This is a genomic window from Fluviirhizobium alvei (assembly GCF_030551875.1).
GTDB classification, from domain to species: domain Bacteria; phylum Pseudomonadota; class Alphaproteobacteria; order Rhizobiales; family Rhizobiaceae; genus Rhizobium_E; species Rhizobium_E alvei.
The window spans coordinates 39996-58025 of sequence record NZ_JAUOZU010000014.1 but is presented as its reverse complement, the minus strand read 5'-3'; the positions used below and the strand labels follow the sequence as shown (position 1 = coordinate 58025).

Below are 18030 nucleotides of genomic sequence, written 5' to 3'. Positions count from 1 at the left end.
GACCTAAGGGACCAAGGAAGGGGCCAGGACGGCCCCTTCTGATTTTATAGGATCACACAGCCGCGCGCAGGATTTCCATAACGTCGGAGGGCTGGCTGATGGTGCGCGGATTGGTCCGGCCCCAGATATCCTGCATCGTGTATTCGGCAATCGACTGCAGCTTGTCCTCGGTAACGCCGACCGCCGAAAGGCTGCGCGGCATGCCGAGCTTTGTGATGAACTCGTCGACCACATCGCCGGCGGATTCGCCGGGCCGTCCGAAAGCCGCCGCAATGCGGGCCTGCCGGGCAGCATTGACCGACACGTTGTAACGCAGGACGAAGGGCGACATGACGCAGGACGTATAGCCGTGCGGAACATCGCAGAGCCCGCCGAGAACGTGGCCGATCGCATGGCTCGCCCCCATCGGAACGCCACCGATGATCGGCAGCATCGACTGCCAGACGCCGATCTGGCACTTCAGGCGTGCCTCGAGATCGTTCGGATTGGCCTTCACGCGCGCAAGACCTTCGGTCAGAAGATGCAATGCGCTTTCGGCCAGGCCATCGCAGAAATCATTCGACTGGAAGCTCTGCAGGGTTTCGATCGCATGGTCGAGGGCGCGAACGCCGGTCGAGAAGAACAGCCATTCCGGCGTATGCACGGTCAGCCGCGGGTCGAGAACGACGGCGATCGGCGCCATCAGCGGCTTGTTGTAGCCCTGCTTGTGGCGCGTCACCGGATCGGTCGAGCCGGAGAGCGGATTGAACTCGCCGCCGGAAAGGGTTGTCGGCACGCAGATGGTGCGAATGTCCTGGGTCTTGAAATCCGGATTGACGAGCGCGCCCTCAGGCGTGACATAAACATGGTAGCCGCCCATCTCTTCGGCGGTACGGACATCGTTGGCGAGCATGATCGGCACGATCTTGGCGACGTCGGTCACCGAACCACCGCCAACCGAAACGATCAGATCGGCCTTGGCGGCACGCGCGGCTTCCGTGGCGGCGATGACATCGGTCCGGGGACCATGAGGCGCAACACCCGTGAAGGTGGCGGCATGGCGGTCACCGAGCAGGGTTTCGATCTTGCGGATCTCGTCGGTCTTTTTGGCCAGCGTATCGCTGGCGACGATCAGCACGCGGCGAGCGCCCAGCTGTTCGGCCTCGTTGCGCAAGGCTTCCCCTGCCGGAATGCCGGTGTGGACGCGTTCGGTGTGGGTGAGCGTGATGACGCCCTGTTTCAACTCGGTCATGTTTCCTCCTCGGTGCCATACGGCTTTTAAAGCGTTCTGCCGGTCACTGGACCCGCAACTCTCTCCCGATGCTGCGATCTAAAGCAAACGCCTTAGCTAGATAGCTTGATTTTTGCCCATTTTGTCAAGTCGTTTGCATGAAGCAAATGACTTATTTTGTTTTCGTCATGTCCACTGCCATCGTGGCGGTCTCCAAACAGCCATGTCGGGGTCGCTTTGATGTTTCGAAGATGACGGTCGACTCCGCTGAAGGGTACCCACAGCTCGAAGGACTAAATGCGTAACCCTTAGAGATTTCCCGGCTTTTTTGCGGGATAATTGATGCTTTTCGGCGGTCAGAGAAAGCATCGCTTCGGCTCTGTACAGGTCAATAAGTATGATGGATTCCGGTATCAGGATTTGGCCCTCACCGGGCACATTCTCGTCATCCAACCGTCGCGGCGAGTTTTAAAACCACCTTGCGATCGAACTTTTCGCTGCGCTCGAACATCCAGTTCAGCGCATCCTGTGTCGTCCAGGGCTTCTTGTAGGGCCGAAGCGAGGTGAGCGCATCGAAGACGTCGCACACCGTTGCGATGCGTACCGGCATGCTGATCTGGCGGCCCTTGAGGCCGAGAGGGTAGCCCTTGCCATCCAGCGATTCATGATGGAGATGACAGACATCGAGAATGATCTCGGAGATCTCCGGTTGCCGTAGCAGCAGATCATAGCCGAGCGTGGGATGTTGCCGCATCGCGACGAGTTCTTCCTGGGTCAACCGGCCGTTCTTGTCGAGAATGCTGTTGGGCATGAGATTCTTGCCGATATCATGCAAGAGGCCGGCAGTCGCTAGCTCCTGCTGCATCTCGATATCGTAGCCGAGCTTGTTGCCGACCTGTGCCATCAGGCCACCGACCGCGATCGAATGCTGAAAGGTGCTCTCGTTCTTAGTCCGCATGCGACTGAGCTGCTGGAAGGCATTGGGAGCTTCGACAGCGAGATTCTGCATGATGGCGGCCGCCGGGACGATCCTGTCCATATCGACGGTCTGGTTTTCCCGGAGGTCGCCGATGCTTTCCTTCAGTTGGGTGACCGTGTTCTGCAGCAATTCAGGTGCAGCTGCAGCCAGGACCGGATCGTCCTGCATCACGCGTTTGGACGCGCTTTGTCGCGGCTTTGATTGGCCGGCACGCGTGTTGATGAGAACCTTGACAGCTGAGGTTGCCTGAATCGCGGCCAGTTCCGAAGGGTCGGTCAGAAGAAAGCGGCGGCGCGAAAACTCGGCGACGGGGCACTCGACGGCCTCAACGAACATTCCCGGTTTAAGCTGCTCCTTGGCAATATGCACAAGCATTCGGATCTCCGGTCCCAGAACGCGATCTAAGACTCAGATTCATGAAAAATGTCCTAAAACAGTGGGTAATCCATTTTTTCTTCGGTTCGATCAGCGACGGCGCAGCAGTGTGGCGATGACGAACAGCGCTCCGATGGAACTGGTGATGACGCCAACAGGAAGCTCCTGCGGCGGCAGGATGGTTCGCGCCAGAAGATCGCTGCCGAGTAGAAGGCCGGCACCGAGGAGGGCCGAAAGCAATGCAAGCCTTAGATGGAGGGGACCGGCGAGCGGGCGGGCAATGTGGGGAACCATCAGTCCGATGAAGCCGATCACGCCCGCGACCGAGACGAGAAGTGCCGTTGCAAAGCTCGAGACGACGAAGGTAACCGTGCGTAGCTGCGTTACCGGCACACCGAGGCTCTCGGCGGTCTGCTCGCCGCCCAGCAACGCATCGAGCTTGCGATGACGCACAAGCGCATAGACGAGCGCCAGCATCGCCCCGGCAATGCCGATGCCGATATTCTGCCAGTTCGCGAGACCCAGCCCGCCCATGGTCCAGAACAGCACCGAATGGGCAGCGCGCTGATCGCCGGAAAAGACGAGATAGTTGGTGAGGGCGGTAAAGAGGAAGGAGACGGCAAGCCCGGCCAGGATCAGCCGTTCGGGCCCGTGGCCACGGGTGCGCTGAATGAGGAGAAGCACCACGAAGGTCGCACACATGCCGCCGGCAAAGGCAGCCAAGGGCAGGGTCAAGGTTCCCACCGCATCGCCGATACGGGTGATGACGGCAACGGCACCGGCGGCGGCACCCGCCGAAAGACCGAACAGGAACGGATCGGCGAGGTCATTGCGGGTGACGGTCTGCAACAGCAGACCCACCACGCCGAGACCGGCCCCGACCGCGATCGCCAGGATGGCGCGCGGCAGCCTGAGATCGACGACGATCCGGTCGATCGGTCCCGCAACCGCTTCTGGTGCCAGCCCGGTGGCGCGGGCAAGTGCAGACAGGACCTCATCGATCGGAATGACGGTCGAACCATAAGCGACCGAAAGGCAGGCCAGAAGGACGACGGCCAGAAGGGCCGCCGACATTGCCACGGTGAAGGTCGGTTTCACCATCAGAATGCTTCGGGATGCAGCGCCCTGGCAATCTTGCCGATCGCCGCGATATTGTCCGGACCCGGGGTCAGTTCTTCATAACGAAGCGCCACGAAACGTTCGTTCTTCACGGCATCGGTTTCCTTCATGGCCGGATGGGCCTTGAGGAAATCGAGCAGTTTGCGGTAGCCGGCACCATCCTGGTAATCGAGGAGAACGAGGAATTCCGGATTGCGGGCGGCAACGGATTCCCAGTCGGTCGTACCCCAGCTGGTTTCCATGTCGGACATGATGTTTTCGCCGCCGGCAGCGGCAATCATGGCGGTGGTGATGGCAAATTTGCCGGCCGTGAACGGCTTGTCCTCGCCGGAATCATAGAGGAACACGCGCGAACCGCCCTTGTCGCCGACCTTGGTCTTGATCTCGGCCAGTTCCGCCTTCCAGCCGGAGACCAGCTTTTCGGCTTCGGCATCCTTGCCGAAGATCTTTCCGAGCTTCTCGATATCGCCGAACAGCAGATCCATCGAGGCAGCCGGACGGTTCTTGTCGAGATGGACGCAGCTCTCGGTCAAGACCAGCGTCTTGATGCCGTGCGGCGCCAGCGTGTCCGGCGTCACTTCGCCACCCGGCTTCATGCCATAGTACCAGCCGGCGAAGAAGAAATCCGGATTGGCGGCGAGGATATTCTCCATCGACGCATATTTCGGCGACAGTTCCGGGATAGAGCCTTGCTGCGCCTTGAACGTATCGTCCAGCTTGTACCAGCCGGAAATGCCGGCAACGCCGACAATCGACGGCTGCAGGCCAAGGGCGAATGCCATCTTCGACATGTTGATGTCCTGGATGACGGCGCGCTTGGGTGCCGCGTCAAAGGTGATCGGCGTACCGCAGCTTTCCACCGTCACCGGAAAGGCAAATGCGCTCGATGCAGCGAGGGAAAGCAGCGAAGCCAGAATAAGGCGCTTCATGAAAACTCCTGTTGTTAAAGTTGGGATGGAATGTCGAACACGGTCACCTGACGGTTCTCGACCGGATGGGGAAGCCGGAAGAGATCGATGCCGAAAACCCGCTGGACCGTCTCGCGCGACAGGGCCTGGTCGGGCGGTCCGCAGGCGACGATGCGGCCGGCATCGACCACCGCGACCTGGGTTGCGAATTCCGGCACGACATGAAGGTCATGCAGCACCGCCACCACCGTCAGATCGAGCCCGGCGACGAAGCGCATCAGGTCCGAACGGGCGCGGGGATCGAGGTGATTTGTGGGTTCGTCGAGGAAGAGGATGCGCGGTTCCTGGGCCAGTGCGCGGGCGATCTGTGCCCTTTGCCGCTCGCCACCGGAAAGCGACCCCATTTCGCGTCCGGCGAAGGCTTCGATGCCGGTCCGCACGAGCGCCGCATCCACAATGGCCCTGTCATCGGTTTTCTTCACCTGGCCATGATGCGGAACGCGCCCGAGCCCGACATAGTCGCGAACGCAGATACGATGGTCGGGCTGGTCGACCTGGCCGACAACGGCCACCAGTCGGGCGCGATCGACCGGGCGCATGGCCCGGATATCGCGATCGTAGAGCCGCACGGTCCCGCTCGTCGGACCTTGCAAGCCGGCGAGAAGGCGCAGAAGCGTAGTCTTGCCGGCACCGTTGGGACCGATGATGGCAAGCCTTTCGCCATCGGCAACGGAAATCGACACATCCTCAAGAAGGTTGCGGCCCGAGCGAGGGGAATAGGCGAGGCTGTCGCCCGCAATGGCGAGATTGGTCATGGGTTCCAGCCTCCGCTTGCCGGAATGCGGGCCAGCGTCTTGCCGCGCAGACCTTCGGGCCGGTGACCCTCGTTGCACCAGCCATCGTCAAGCCTTGAGTAGAGCGCTCCAAACGCGAGCAATGCCGGGATATCGTTTACGGGGTCGATGTCGCCAAAGAGATAGGAGGCCTTGTCGGGTGCGGTGAAACCCACCACCATCGGCCGTTCGCAGCCCGCCATGCAGCGCACGGACACAACGCGGGCGCCGCAATCCTCGGCTTTTGAGGCCAATTGCTCGGTCAAGTCGTTGATGGCCTGCGGATCCCGGACCTTGTCCGTACCGCAGCGATCGCAGACATGAATGGTATAGGCGTGCTTCGACACGTCTTTGATCCCTGTCAGGATCGGGGTCTGGGGAACGGATGAGAGACCGCCATCGCACAGGCGCGGCGCTTTCAAACGCTTCCGGCACACCCCGTCCGGTTTGTCGCTCACTGGATACGGCAGGTCTCCTGGCTCGCGGGTCGATGGTTTGTCGGCCTTCCCGATCTTCCGATCAGTGGCGTTTTCGACGAAACCTCACCGCTTACAGTTGCGGGGGCAGCCGCGGTTTCGGCCCCGTTTGACGGGTCGTCCTCACCGCGTTCCCTTTTAATCCCTCCGGCTTGGCCATCGGGAACCGTCCGTCCAGTTAGTTGACGAATGACCTTTCTGTCAAGCGGCCTGCCGGTCCCAGCGTTCGAACGGATCCGGCAACTGGCGCCATTGTTCGGGCGTGAAGGTCGCGCTCTTGACCAGGCAGGCATCGAGTTCTGCCCTCAGAACCGCTTCGTCCATGTCGGCTGTGCCGATGAAGACGATCTCCTGGCGTCGGTCGCCCCAGACCGGATCGAGATAGGGGCGCATGCGGGCAACGAAGTCGGGATCCTGCGGCCAGCGGTCGAAGGGAACCGACGCCCACCAGAGCCCTGCCTTTCCGGAGCGGACCTGGGCGCCTGCCTGGCTGATCTCGCCGACATGGTTCGGCCTTGTCGCGAGCCAGAAGAAGCCCTTGGCACGCACCACCTCCGGCCAGGAGCGGTCGATGAATCGCTTGAAGGCGGCGGGTTCGAAGGGAGCCTTGGCGCGATAAACGAAGGAGCGGATGCCATATTCCTCGGTTTCGGGCACATGGTCCTTGAAACCATGCAGTTCCTTGAACCAGAGCGGATGTTCCGAAGCGCGCTCGAAATCGAACAGATTGGTTCCCAGCACGTCCTTCAGCGCCACCTGGCCGAAATCGGCCTCGATGATCCGTGCATCGGGGTTGAGGGCGACGACGATCTTGCGCGCCGCATCGCGCTCTGCCGGCGTCGCCAGACCGATCTTGTTGAGCACCACCACATCGGCGAATTCGATCTGCTCGACCAGAAGGTCGACGATCGTGCGCGTATCGCCTTCGCCGGCGATTTCGCCGCGATCGGCCAGGAAGTCGGAGGAGGAATAGTCCTTGAGCAGATTGGCGGCATCGACAACGGTCACCATCGTATCGAGCCGGGCGACATCCGACAGGCTCTGGCCGTCTTCGTCGCGGAAATCGAAGGTCGCGGCGACGGGGAGTGGTTCGGCAATGCCAGTGGATTCGATCAGCAGATAGTCGAAACGACCCTGTTCGGCGAGCGCGCGCACCTCCTTGAGCAGGTCGTCGCGCAGGGTGCAGCAGATACAGCCATTGGTCATTTCGACCAGTTGCTCCTGCGTGCGCGACAGGTTGGCGCCGCCATCACGCACCAGTGCCGCATCGATGTTGATCTCGCTCATGTCATTGACGATCAGTGCAACGCGCAGACCTTCGCGGTTGGCGAGGATGTGGTTGAGCATTGTCGTTTTGCCGGCGCCGAGAAATCCCGACAAGACGGTGACGGGCAACCTGTTCTTCATGCTTGGTCTCCTTTGGTCGTTCCGGTCCGCGCCGCCTGCGCGCTGGCAGGCTGCGCCGTTCAGACGGATTGAACGAGTTGATGATTTTCTCCGGCAGTCGGAGCGTCAAAATCGCCGCGCTATTGGGCTGCAACCGGCAAGGCCCTGCACTTGCCGAACCCGTCGGTGAGAATGTCGCGCGGCAGGTTCCGTCCGATGAAGACGAGGCGGGAAAGGCGGGTTTCTCCGGCCTTCCAGGCGCGCTGGTGGTTGCCTTCCATCAGCATATGCACCGATTGCACCACATAGCGGTCGTCATCGTCTTCGAAGGACAGAATGCCCTTCATGCGCAGGATATCGGTGCCGTAGGCCTGGACGATATACTCGATCCAGCGGAAGAATTTCGACGGATCGAGCGGCATCGACTCAAGGAGCGAAATGCTGGCGACGTGGTCGTCATGATCATGCTCATGCACCTCTTCCAGAAAGCCGGGCTCTATTTCGAGGATGCGATCGAGATCGAAGGCGTGACGGTCGAGCAGGCTCGCAATATCGACATCGCAGCGGCTCGTGCGCTCAATCGAGGCAAACGGGTTGAGGCGCCGGATGCGCGCTTCGACTGTTGCAATCTCCGCTTCCGTGACCAGATCGATCTTGTTGAGAATGATCGTGTCGGCAAACGCCAGTTGCTCCTGCGCCTCGTGGGCCTCATCGATCTCCCCGAGCAGATGTTTGGCATCAACGACCGTGATGATTGAATCAAGGCGCGTTTTGGAGCGAACGTCGTCATCGACGAAGAAGGTCTGGGCCACAGGCGCCGGATCGGCAAGACCCGTCGTTTCGATCAGGATCCCGTCGAAACGGCCGCGCCGCCGCATGAGACCCTCGATGATGCGGATGAGATCGCCGCGCACGGTGCAGCAGATGCAGCCATTGTTCATCTCGAACACTTCTTCATCGGCATCGACGATCAAGTCGTTGTCGATCCCGATCTCGCCGAATTCGTTGACGATTACCGCATATTTGCGCCCGTGCGGTTCGGACAGGATGCGGTTGAGAAGCGTCGTCTTGCCGGCACCAAGATAGCCGGTGAGCACGGTTACCGGTGTCGGAGCGATCGGCTCTGGCTGTGTCTCGGTCATGGTTTCATCCTCGCGGGCAATGTCTGATCGGGGATTGCTTGAATGTAACGGTATAACATTCAAGTTGACGAACGTAATAACATTACATAGGACATTGCTGTCAAGTGCCACCGGCGGAAGCTGCGCAAATTGACGATCAGGAAAGGGGGAAACCCATGACGACACTTCTTGCAAATCCGCTCGCGCGGCAATCGCCCGAAACGCTCGCGGCCTCGCGCAACCTGAAGAAATGGGCTCGCGAACTGCTCGATCTCGGCTTTGCCGACATCATCTTCGTCAATGAACTGGCCTGTTCCGTTCCCGGCTGTGCGCCCAAGGAAACGGTCATCATCTTCATGCCCAGCGGACAACCAAATTGGCAGGTTTCCATCCACAAGGCGCTGGTCGAGATCACCCACACGGACCTGGTTGCCGTTCTGACCTGACCGCCACGCCTGTTGTCCCGGCATCATTGCGCCGAAGCGCAAAAGCCCTAATATCGGTGTCTGTCCGGTTCGGAAAATCATTCCGGAGGACAAACCGAAAGGCGCCTGCACAACGTGAACCGCTATGAACTGAGCGAATTCGTCCTGACACTGATCGACAAGGCGAACACCCACACGCCCTTGCGGTTCCAGCAGTTCATGATCGATCTGGTCCGCGACGTGATCGTCTTCGATGCGGCCTGGTGGGGTTGGTCGCTGTTTCGCGGCGGCCGCATCTCCATTGTCCACACCAATCTCAGCGGCCTGCCGCCGGAATTCGAGACGGCGGTGCGGTCGCGTCTGCTCAGCGATCCGTTCGTACGCACGGGCCGCACCCTCAAACTGTTCACCAAGTCGCTCACCATGGCGGAGTCTGCCGTGGATCCGACCTTTCGATCCCTGGGCGACGAATTCAATCTGACACAGATGCTGAACGGCCATTGCAATGTGCGCGAAGGACCGTTCAATTTCTTCATGTCGCTTTATCGGTTCGGCAAGGCGCCCGCCTTCTCCGAGACCGAGAATGCCGATTTCCTGGCCATCCTGCGCCACCTCGAACAGGCCCTGTCGCTCAGCCTGCAGTTTGATCTCAGCCTGCGGGTCGATCCGCACAGCCAATGGGCGCTGCTCGATCATGATGGCGAGCTGTTTCTGAGTTCGTCCGGGTTCGATGCGGCCCTGACATCGACCCTCAATCGTGGCGAGCGAAGGCCCACGCGTTTGCGCGAACTGGCCCAGCAGGAGCGCTTTTCCAGCCGTCACGGCACCGTCTTTTCCCGCCAGCGCTATTCGGACGAACTGTGGATCGTCTCCGTCCAGCCTCGCAGCCCCTGGAAGATGCTGTCGACCAAGGAGCGACGGATTGCGGAAATGATCTGCGCGGGCATGACGGCCCGGGTGATTGCGGACAGTCTGGGCGTGTCGGTCAATACCGTGCGCAACCAGACAAGTTCGATCTACCGGAAGATGGGCGTTCACAACAAGGTGGAACTTGCACGCTTTGCCGGTCCGCAGGACCAGGACAAGGAACGTCTGCCGGTGGAGGCAGCAGACTGATCCTCAGGGATCGCCTCTTCATAGGGCTGACGTAAAAGCGCTCCTGTAGACGATTTGCTGCCGCTTTGTAGTGCAAATGCACTATATTCTCGTCTTAAGGCTCCCCTAAGATCAACCACAACAAAAGCCCTGTGTTGAAGCATGGAGGCGATGTCCGGAACGGACAAGCGTGAACTGGGAGGTTCTCGAACATAGAAGTCGCTGCCGCTGGCAGTGGCCTGAAAGGACAACGGACGGAGCCATGCTCCGCGCTGAACGCTGGCGGCTGCTCTGCACGCTGCCTGTCATGAACATGAGAAGGTTTTGGGGAAGACATGAACAAGACAGCCGACCTGATTTTGACCGGAGGACGCATCTATACCGCCGATCCTGGCGGGCGCTGGGTGGAAGCCGTTGCCGTTCGTGGTGGCCGCATCCTCGCCATCGGCACAGCGGCGGAGATGAAGGGACTGCAAGGAACCGACACCGAAACCGTCGACCTTGCCGGGCGCATGGTCATGCCTGCCTTCAACGATGTCCATAATCACATTCTGCTCGCAGGCCAGTCAGCGCTTTACGAGCTGCAATTTCCTTCGAGCGCCTCGGTCGACGAGATCTGCGACCATGTCCGCAACCATGCCAGCCGCATGAAGCCCGGCCAGTGGGTAGTGGGCAATGCCTGGGGCGCCGACATGATCACGGCGCTCAACAAGGAGACCTCGCTTGCCAAACTCGATGCGGCAAGCCCCGACAACCCTGTGATGCTGCGTGACGAATCCATGCATAACCGCTGGGTCAACACAGTCGCGATGCGGATCGTCGGCATTTCCGACAATGTCAGCCCGCCGCCCCAGGGTGGTTTCGGTCGCGATCCGGAAACCGGTCGCCTGACCGGCATTCTGATCGAAGCCGCCTCGGGCGCGGTGGAGTTTGCCGCCGACCAGGCCTTCACGGACGAGATGCGCAAGGCTTCGGTGAAGCGGGCGGTCGAGATTGCCAATGGTCTCGGTATCACCGGCTTCCAGGAAGCGGCCACGGCGCTGCCGATCCTGCAGGCGCTCGCCGATCTCGATCGGGCCGGCGAACTGAGTGGCTGGGCCGTCGGGTCGCTGCCGCTGGTGCAGCCGGGCTTCCTGTTCGGCACGGCAGGCGATGCGCTGCTCGACGTCCGTCATCAGTATCGCACCACGCATGTGAAGCCGAATTTCACCAAGCTTTTCCTCGATGGCGTTCCCGGAGCCCAGACAGCTGCCTTCCATGAAGCCTACTTGCCGGATGGCGCTCATCCGCATGGCCATCGTGGCGAGATGCTGGTCGAGATGCCGGAACTGATCCGCATGATCGACAAGTCGGAAAAGCTCGGCATGGCGCTCAAGATCCATTGCACCGGTGACCTTTCGGTCAGCACCATGCTCGATGCCGTCGAGGCTGTCCGTCATTTCAACGGGCCGACCACGCTTCGGCATCAGATTGCTCATGCAAGCTATATCCGGCCGGAGGACATCAAACGTTTCGCCGAGCTTGGCGTCGTGGCCGATCTCTGCCCGATGATGTGGTTCCCAACCGCCTTCCTCGAAGGGCACAAGGAAGTCATGGGCGTCGAGCGTGCGACTGCCTTCTGGCCGATCGCCGACCTCAAGAATGCCGGCGCGCTGATTGCCGGTGGGTCGGACTGGCCCGTGGTTCCGCTGCCCAATCCGTGGATCGGCATCGAAGGCATGGTGACCCGCCAGAACCCGTTCGGCGATTTTCCGGGCGTCTCGCTCTGGGCCGAACAGGCAATCGATCTCGAAAGCGCCATTCGCGCCTATACGATCAATCCGGCGACGGCCATGGGTATCGACGATCTCACCGGCTCGCTTGAGCCGGGCAAATCGGCCGATCTCATCATCCTCGACCAGAATGTCTTCGATGTGCCTGCAAGCCGCATCGGCAAGACCAAGGTCCTGACTACCTATTTCGAAGGCCGTGTCGTGCATCAGGCATGAGGCGGCGCGCAACAAAGATCACCTGGATCAAAAGAAAAGGGGAGACTACATATGAAAACCAGACTTTTTGCCGCGGCCATCGGCGCATTTATCAGCATGGCCTTGCCCTATGGTGCCGCTCAGGCCGCACCGACCTGCGAGGCCGGCCCGATCAAGATCGGGTCCGTTTCCACCATCACCGGCATCGTCGATTTCTCCGATGCGCCGAAGGCTGCCAAAGCGGTGTTCGACCAGCTGAATGAGGCTGGCGGCATCCATGGCTGCAAGATCGAATATACGATGGCCGACGACAAGGCCGATCCGCAGGTGGCCGCGCAGGCTGCTCGCGACCTGATCGACAACCAGGAAGTCTATGCCCTGTCGGGCGGCGCCAGCCTGCTCGATTGCGCCGTCAATGCCGGCACCTATGCCAAGAATGACGTGCTTTCGGTTCAGGGCGTCGGGGTCGATCCGCTCTGCTTCAATGCGCCGAGCGTTGCGCCGGTCAATGTCGGTCCCTACACGCTCACCACCGTAATGCTGGATTATGCGACCAAGAATCTGGGCGCTGAAAAAGCTTGCGCCTTCATCGCCGTTATCGGTGGCACCCAGGAAGCCTATGCCGGTGCCATCGCCGACTGGGAGAAGATGAGCGGCAAGACGATTACGCTTGCCGACTATACGCTGCCGTTGCAGGGCGATCTCACCCCCTACCTCATCAAGGCTCGCGATGCCGGCTGCGATGCGGTGATCACCAACCAGGTCGAACCGGGCATCGTCCAGTGGATCAAGACTGCGGATTCGCAGAAGATCTCCGGCATCAACTGGCTGTTCCTGGCGCCTGGCTACACGGAAGGCGTTGCCAAGGCGCTCGCCGACAGCAAGCAGCCGCTCTATATCGGCACCGAATGGGAGCCCTACACCGAAGCATCAAGCGATGCGAACAAGGAATGGGCTGCCACCATGGACAAGGCCGGCCTGCCGAAGACCGCTTTCTCGCAGGGTGGCTACATGGCGGCGAAGGTAATCATCGACACGATTTCCGGCATCGAGGGCGAAGTGACACGCGAAAGCCTGACAGCCGCACTGAAGGCAGGCAAGCCGCTCACCTATCCGATCGCCGGTACGCCCTATGTCTTTGGCGATGCTGCAGTCCATTCGCCGATGAAGGCCTCCAAGATCATGCAGCTGGTCGATGGCAAATGGACCGTCAAGACACCGGAATGGTTCACCCTGACCAAGCCTGAGTAAGGCGTTTGCGCGGACGGCCCGGATCCGGTGGTCCCCATCGGATCCGCCTGTCGCGCCATCGGGGCGGGACAAGGACAGGGCGAAAGCGATCCGCCCCTGCGGTCCCGATCTCACCGCAGCAACCTTCTTGTCTTTCGGCACATTGGCTGGGTTAATGCTTGCCTTGCAGAGACCCCGTGACCATTGGAGCATTGCGTGAACTCTCTCCTGACTGCCGCGGTGGCGGGACTTTCGGCCGGTGGCGCCTATGCCATCCTCGGAGTCTGCGCCATCTTCACCTACCGCCTCGTTGCGGTCGTCAATTTTACAGGTGCCGCCATCGGAGCTGCCGGTACCTTCGTCATGGTTGGCCTCTATGATCTCGGCACGCCGCTGTTTCTTGCGTTGATCCTCGGCATTCTAGGCGGGGCGATTGCCGGTATTCTTGTCGGCCTAGTCATGACGACCTGGTTTGCCAATGCCAATGCCTCAACCAAGGCGGCCGTTACGGCAGCCCTTCTTGTCGGCGTCATCGCCCTGGGCCTGCGGCTCACCGGCGGCCAGCATCCGCACTATTTTCCCGAGCTCATAGAGGGTTCGGCCTTCCGGCTTGCCGGTGTCGAGGTGACCTGGGCGTCTATCGCAACGCTGGTGCTGGCGATCGCCTTTACGATCGCGACCGAACAGTTCCTGGCCCGTACGCGGACCGGCCTGCAATTGCGGGCGCTTTCGCAGCGACCGATGGCAGCGGAACTGATCGGCATTCGGGTGCGGACGCTGGCACTGGGCGTCTGGGCCGTTACCGGAGCTGTCACGACCTCAGCGCTCATGATCATCGCGCCGCTGCGCTCTCCCGATTTCGCCTCGCTCAGCCTCCTGGTCGTGCCGGCGCTCGCTGCTGCGCTCATCGGCGCCTTTACGAGCCTCAGGGCCGCCCTTCTCGGTGGTGTCCTGATCGGGGTAATCGAGGGCGCCGTCAGCGCAGTGGATTTCGTCAGCCAGTATCGCAGTACGGTCCCCTTCCTCATCATTCTCGTCGTTCTCTTGTGGTCGCAGAGGGGAGCCCGCTGGGATGAAGCACGCTAACATGAAAGGCGCTCTCACCACGGCGCTGTCGCTTGCGGTCATTGGCATTCTGGTGCTGTTGCTGCTTCCGAAATACTGGGTCTTTCTGCTGACTGCGGTCTTCATCGTCGGGATTGCGCTGCAGAGCCTCGGGCTGGTTGCCGGCCGAACCGGCATGATCTCGTTGTCACAGCTGTCCTTTGCCGGCGTCGGGGCCTGGGTCACGGGCTATCTCAACGTTATCGATGCGCCGGGCGGGCTCGTCGTCTGGACGATTTTGGGCGGACTTGCCGCCGTTCCGGTCGGCATTGCGCTCGGTCTGCCTGCACTCAGGTTGCGCGGCATCAATCTGGCCATCGTTACGCTTGGATTTGCCGCCGCTTTTGATACGGTTCTCGCAACAATCACCTTTCCGGGCCAGACCACCTTCACGCAGGTTGCGCGTCCGGCACTGTTCGATACCGACCGGGGCTATTTCGTCTTCGTGCTCCTGGTCTATGGTGTCATTGCCGTGGCGCTCGAATTTCTCAGCCATTCGCGGCTCGGGGCCTCCTGGCTGGCGGTGCGCCATTCGGAGCGGGCCGCAGCGGCCCACGGCATCTCGATCCCGCGCGCCAAGCTCAGCGCCTTTGCCATCAGTGCCTTTATCTCGGGCATTTCGGGCGGATTGCTTGCCGGCTATCTCGGTACGCTTGTCGCCGATAATTTCTCGATGATGCAGTCGCTGGTTCTGTTCGCCGTCTCGACCATGGTGGGGGCGCATTTCGCCCTCGGTGCCATCATCGGCGGGCTGATGATCACACTGTTTCCCGAGATTCTGCGCCGGCTCGGCCTGCCGCAGGATATCGGCAATGTCGTCTTCGCACTCGGCGCCGTCCAGGCCCTTTCCACCGGAGAAACGATCGCGGAAACCTGGATCAGGCTTGGCCGCAAGTTTCGTCGGACCAAAACCATCGAACGATCTGCCGGCGCTTTGGATCATCTGCCGCAGAAGGCGCATCATGCCAGCGGGACTGCGCTTGAGATCCGCGATCTGACGGTGCGCTACGGTTCGGTTACGGCGCTCGACAAGGTCACATTGTCGGTTCCTGCCGGCAAGGTTGTCGGCCTCGTCGGACCGAACGGTGCCGGCAAGTCGACGCTTGTCGATGCCATCGCGGGATTTCTGGCCCGCTACGACGGTTCGATCCTGCTCGAGGGCCGGCCGCTCGAGGGACTGTCTGCCACCGATCGCGCCCGTGCTGGCGTGCGGCGGACCTGGCAGACCACCCGCATCGCGCCCGAACTCAGCGTCGGCGAGTATATGAAGCTGGCGGCCGGGGGCGTTTCCGCGAGCGAAATCGAGGCGCTGCTAGCCTGGGCGGGCGCGCCGGCACCCGAGACCCCGATCGCCGCGATCGATGCCGGGACCCGTCGCCTGCTCGATGTCGCCGGTGTCGTCGCGGCCCGGCCGCCCGTCATTCTGCTCGATGAGCCGGCCGCCGGCGTATCCTATGACGAGGCGCTGAAGCTCGGTGAGCGGATTGCGGCCATTCCCGCGACCTTTGGTAGCGCGGTGCTACTGATCGAGCATGACATGGATCTCGTGCGCAGCGCCTGTTCGGAAATCACGGTGTTCGACTTCGGCCGGGTCATCGCGCATGGAGCGCCCGAAAGCGTGCTTGCCACGCCGATCGTCCAGAAAGCCTATATGGGAATTGAGTTCGAGGAGGCTGCGCAATGACATCGCTCCAGATCGAAGGGCTGAAAGTCGATCGCTCGGGTATTGCCGTGATCCGTGGCGTTGATCTTGTTGCTCAAAGCGGCGAAATCAGCGTCCTGCTTGGCTCTAACGGCGCAGGCAAGACCACGCTTCTCGAAAGCCTTTCGGGCATCATTCCATCCCGGGCGGGCTCGATCAGCCTCAACGGGGTGGAACTCGCCCGGCTGCGGCCGGGTACAAGGGCTAAGGCAGGCATCAGCCACGTGGAGCAGGGGCGCACCGTCTTCAGCGACATGACCACCGAGGAAAATCTCAAGGTGGCCCTGCATGAGGAGGCCGACCTCTCGGACGCCTATGACCTCTTCCCGGAACTCCTGCAGCGGCGCAACGTCAAGACCGGCATGTTGTCCGGCGGCGAGCAGCAGATGGTCGTCATCGCAAGGTCGATCGTCAATCGACCGCGTGTGATCATGATCGACGAGATGTCATCGGGTCTGGCACCGGTGATCGTCAACCGTCTGATGCGGGCTGTGCGGAAACTGGCCGATTCGGGCATGGCGGTGATTCTTGTCGAACAGTTCGCCTCGCTGGCCCTGTCGATCGGCGACCGCGCCTATGTTCTGCGGCGGGGGGAAATCGTTTATGATGGTGGCTGCAAGACACTCGCCGATGATCCGGCCCTCATGCACCGGCTCTATCTTGGCGAGGGAGAGAAAGCGGCTGCTCTTTGAGCGGCGCGAGAGCCATGTCGCTGGTCTCGATCCCCCGACCGATCGTCGTTCCGTAAAGATGCCAGGTTCCCTTGCCGGTGGCCTTGCCGTGGTAAAGCGCCGTATCGGCTTTGCGCATCAGTTGATCGAGCGTCTCGTTGTCGCCTGACGACAGCGTGGCGCCAATCGTGGCACCGATCCGCAACTGTTCGCCGCGATAGCTCATAGGTCGACTCATCACGGCCTGCACCGAGGCACAGAGTGACGCGATCTCATGGGCGGCGGCAAAATCGGGAATGACGATGACGAACTCGTCGCCACCCATCCGGCACAGAATGTCGTTCTCGCCGACCAGGGATCTGAGGCGCTTCGCGGTTTCCATCAGCACGAAATCACCGGCGGCATGGCCGAGATTGTCGTTCACCAGCTTGAAACCATCGAGATCGATCATGGCCAGGGCCACTTCGGCCCCGGTGCCTTGCAGCCTGTTGCGGATATGGTCCCAGCGCCTTTCCAGGTCGCGGCGGTTGGCAAGTCCGGTCAGGGGATCCTGATATGCTGCAGCACGAAGTTCGGTCTCCAGTCGCACGCGCTCGGAAATATCTTCGAAAAGTGCGACGCCGATCTTCAGATCATGCAACAGGATGCCACGATTTTCAAAGGTCGAAATGGTGCCGTCGCGTCGTTTGACCTGATACACCTGCGTTCTTATTTCCGAGACACCGGTCAAACCGTCGGCCCACAGGTCTCGCCAGGTCTCGCGCGCTGTTTGCTGCTGTTCGGGAAGTGGGTAATATTGTTCGACCCAGTCTTCCACAGTGATGCAGGTTGGTGGCAGGTAGCCGAAAGTGTCGTGAAATGCGCGGTTGTTGAAACGGATGATCCGATCGGCAAGGGTCGCGTAGGAAATCGGAATTGGCAGGAAATCGAGGATGGCCAAGCCCTTGTCCTGCAGAGCATCGGCGATATCTGCAATCGCACGCATGTGCATTTCCTGACCTCATAGTACCAGCGTTCGCGACATCGGAAGCCTGTTGGAGGTTTCCTCATCGAGCGAGACTATGAGCAGTTTCTTGTGAATTGATTATCAGCAGTTTCTAACGCTTGCAGATGGTTAAGAAAGTCTGACGCGTTATGCCAGACCAACCCCGATCAGATCGAACGCCTGTCCTGAAAGCCTGCTAGAGCACTTCCTGCAAATTCCGGGTCATTCTGACGGAGCGATTTTGCGGCAAGATCAAGCAAAGGCCCGCAGGGCATATCCTTAGATACGTTCAAGGGCCTTTGTGCAGGAATTGGTGCAAAAGCGCCCGTCTCTTCGGGTTTCTGATTGGTGGGTGCCCGATGGCGATGCGGTCTTGCCCGATACATCAGTATCGCGCTTCAACCGGCTCACCACCGGATCACACGCACCAATCAAGAAACAGAA

The 18030-nt window shown here is 60.7% G+C and carries 16 protein-coding genes and 1 riboswitch; of the genes, 7 read left to right on the top strand and 9 right to left on the bottom strand.

Going from position 1 to position 18030, the window contains the following annotated elements:
- Window positions 1-52: 52 nt before the first annotated feature.
- The 8 genes from Q4481_RS18450 to Q4481_RS18415 form a co-directional block, all read right to left on the bottom strand.
- A complete protein-coding gene (locus tag Q4481_RS18450; protein WP_304377875.1) occupies window positions 53-1231 on the bottom strand; it encodes an iron-containing alcohol dehydrogenase in 1179 nt (392 codons plus the stop codon).
- A gap of 424 nt (window positions 1232-1655) precedes the next feature.
- A complete protein-coding gene (locus Q4481_RS18445; RefSeq protein WP_304377874.1) occupies window positions 1656-2564 on the bottom strand; it encodes an HD-GYP domain-containing protein in 909 nt (302 codons plus the stop codon).
- Window positions 2565-2654: 90 nt separating this feature from the next.
- Entirely contained in the window at window positions 2655-3665 is a 1011-nt protein-coding gene (locus tag Q4481_RS18440) for a FecCD family ABC transporter permease (RefSeq protein WP_304377873.1), read from the bottom strand.
- Entirely contained in the window at window positions 3665-4612 is a 948-nt protein-coding gene (locus tag Q4481_RS18435; protein ID WP_304377872.1) for an ABC transporter substrate-binding protein, read from the bottom strand. The genes Q4481_RS18440 and Q4481_RS18435 overlap by 1 nt, the downstream gene beginning before the upstream one ends.
- A gap of 14 nt (window positions 4613-4626) precedes the next feature.
- Entirely contained in the window at window positions 4627-5406 is a 780-nt protein-coding gene (locus Q4481_RS18430; RefSeq protein WP_304377871.1) for an ABC transporter ATP-binding protein, read from the bottom strand.
- Window positions 5403-5771, bottom strand: a complete 369-nt coding sequence (locus Q4481_RS18425) for a DUF1636 family protein (RefSeq protein ID WP_304377870.1) — start codon at window positions 5769-5771, stop codon at window positions 5403-5405. The genes Q4481_RS18430 and Q4481_RS18425 overlap by 4 nt, the downstream gene beginning before the upstream one ends.
- 101 nt (window positions 5772-5872) lie before the next feature.
- Window positions 5873-6086: riboswitch (cobalamin riboswitch) on the bottom strand.
- 15 nt (window positions 6087-6101) lie between these two features.
- Complete coding sequence (zigA, locus tag Q4481_RS18420; RefSeq protein ID WP_304377869.1) at window positions 6102-7307, bottom strand: zinc metallochaperone GTPase ZigA; 1206 nt, start codon at window positions 7305-7307, stop codon at window positions 6102-6104.
- Between the two features lie 119 nt (window positions 7308-7426).
- Window positions 7427-8428: a CobW family GTP-binding protein gene (locus tag Q4481_RS18415; protein ID WP_304377868.1), complete on the bottom strand. Its 1002-nt coding sequence runs from the start codon at window positions 8426-8428 to the stop codon at window positions 7427-7429.
- 155 nt (window positions 8429-8583) lie between these two features.
- Here Q4481_RS18415 and Q4481_RS18410 point away from each other — a divergent pair, with 155 nt between their 5' ends.
- The 7 genes from Q4481_RS18410 (at window position 8584) to Q4481_RS18380 (ending at window position 16622) form a co-directional block, all read left to right on the top strand.
- Complete coding sequence (locus tag Q4481_RS18410) at window positions 8584-8853, top strand: hypothetical protein (protein ID WP_304377867.1); 270 nt, start codon at window positions 8584-8586, stop codon at window positions 8851-8853.
- A gap of 114 nt (window positions 8854-8967) precedes the next feature.
- Complete coding sequence (locus Q4481_RS18405) at window positions 8968-9948, top strand: helix-turn-helix transcriptional regulator (protein ID WP_304377866.1); 981 nt, start codon at window positions 8968-8970, stop codon at window positions 9946-9948.
- 314 nt (window positions 9949-10262) lie between these two features.
- Window positions 10263-11915 (top strand): amidohydrolase, encoded by a 1653-nt coding sequence (locus Q4481_RS18400; protein WP_304377865.1) that lies wholly within the window; start codon window positions 10263-10265, stop codon window positions 11913-11915.
- A gap of 96 nt (window positions 11916-12011) precedes the next feature.
- The gene (locus tag Q4481_RS18395; RefSeq protein WP_354542318.1) at window positions 12012-13145 is read left to right on the top strand and encodes an ABC transporter substrate-binding protein; all 1134 of its coding nucleotides are present in this window, start codon (window positions 12012-12014) and stop codon (window positions 13143-13145) included.
- Window positions 13146-13340: 195 nt separating this feature from the next.
- Window positions 13341-14210, top strand: coding sequence for a branched-chain amino acid ABC transporter permease (locus tag Q4481_RS18390; protein ID WP_304377864.1), 870 nt, complete (start codon window positions 13341-13343; stop codon window positions 14208-14210).
- A complete protein-coding gene (locus Q4481_RS18385) occupies window positions 14197-15912 on the top strand; it encodes a branched-chain amino acid ABC transporter ATP-binding protein/permease (protein ID WP_304377863.1) in 1716 nt (571 codons plus the stop codon). Before Q4481_RS18390 ends, Q4481_RS18385 begins: the two co-directional genes overlap by 14 nt.
- The gene (locus Q4481_RS18380) at window positions 15909-16622 is read left to right on the top strand and encodes an ABC transporter ATP-binding protein (protein WP_304377862.1); all 714 of its coding nucleotides are present in this window, start codon (window positions 15909-15911) and stop codon (window positions 16620-16622) included. The genes Q4481_RS18385 and Q4481_RS18380 overlap by 4 nt, the downstream gene beginning before the upstream one ends.
- Here the strand turns inward: Q4481_RS18380 and Q4481_RS18375 are convergent.
- The gene (locus Q4481_RS18375) at window positions 16573-17586 is read right to left on the bottom strand and encodes a GGDEF domain-containing protein (protein ID WP_304377861.1); all 1014 of its coding nucleotides are present in this window, start codon (window positions 17584-17586) and stop codon (window positions 16573-16575) included. The genes Q4481_RS18380 and Q4481_RS18375 overlap by 50 nt on opposite strands.
- Between the last annotated feature and the right edge of the window lie 444 nt (window positions 17587-18030).

Excerpts from the sequence above, each read along its gene's own strand:
- Q4481_RS18430 (WP_304377871.1), bottom strand. The coding sequence starts at position 5,406 with ATGACCAATCTCGCCATTGCGGGCGACAGCCTCGCCTATTCCCCTCGC.
- Q4481_RS18395 (WP_354542318.1), top strand. The coding sequence starts at position 12,012 with ATGGCCTTGCCCTATGGTGCCGCTCAGGCCGCACCGACCTGCGAGGCC.
- Q4481_RS18410 (WP_304377867.1), top strand. The coding sequence starts at position 8,584 with ATGACGACACTTCTTGCAAATCCGCTCGCGCGGCAATCGCCCGAAACG.
- Q4481_RS18435 (WP_304377872.1), bottom strand. The coding sequence starts at position 4,612 with ATGAAGCGCCTTATTCTGGCTTCGCTGCTTTCCCTCGCTGCATCGAGC.
- Q4481_RS18440 (WP_304377873.1), bottom strand. The coding sequence starts at position 3,665 with ATGGTGAAACCGACCTTCACCGTGGCAATGTCGGCGGCCCTTCTGGCC.
- Q4481_RS18385 (WP_304377863.1), top strand. The coding sequence starts at position 14,197 with ATGAAGCACGCTAACATGAAAGGCGCTCTCACCACGGCGCTGTCGCTT.
- Q4481_RS18415 (WP_304377868.1), bottom strand. The coding sequence starts at position 8,428 with ATGACCGAGACACAGCCAGAGCCGATCGCTCCGACACCGGTAACCGTG.
- zigA (WP_304377869.1), bottom strand. The coding sequence starts at position 7,307 with ATGAAGAACAGGTTGCCCGTCACCGTCTTGTCGGGATTTCTCGGCGCC.
- Q4481_RS18450 (WP_304377875.1), bottom strand. The coding sequence starts at position 1,231 with ATGACCGAGTTGAAACAGGGCGTCATCACGCTCACCCACACCGAACGC.
- Q4481_RS18380 (WP_304377862.1), top strand. The coding sequence starts at position 15,909 with ATGACATCGCTCCAGATCGAAGGGCTGAAAGTCGATCGCTCGGGTATT.
- Q4481_RS18375 (WP_304377861.1), bottom strand. The coding sequence starts at position 17,586 with ATGCGTGCGATTGCAGATATCGCCGATGCTCTGCAGGACAAGGGCTTG.
- Q4481_RS18445 (WP_304377874.1), bottom strand. The coding sequence starts at position 2,564 with ATGCTTGTGCATATTGCCAAGGAGCAGCTTAAACCGGGAATGTTCGTT.
- Q4481_RS18400 (WP_304377865.1), top strand. The coding sequence starts at position 10,263 with ATGAACAAGACAGCCGACCTGATTTTGACCGGAGGACGCATCTATACC.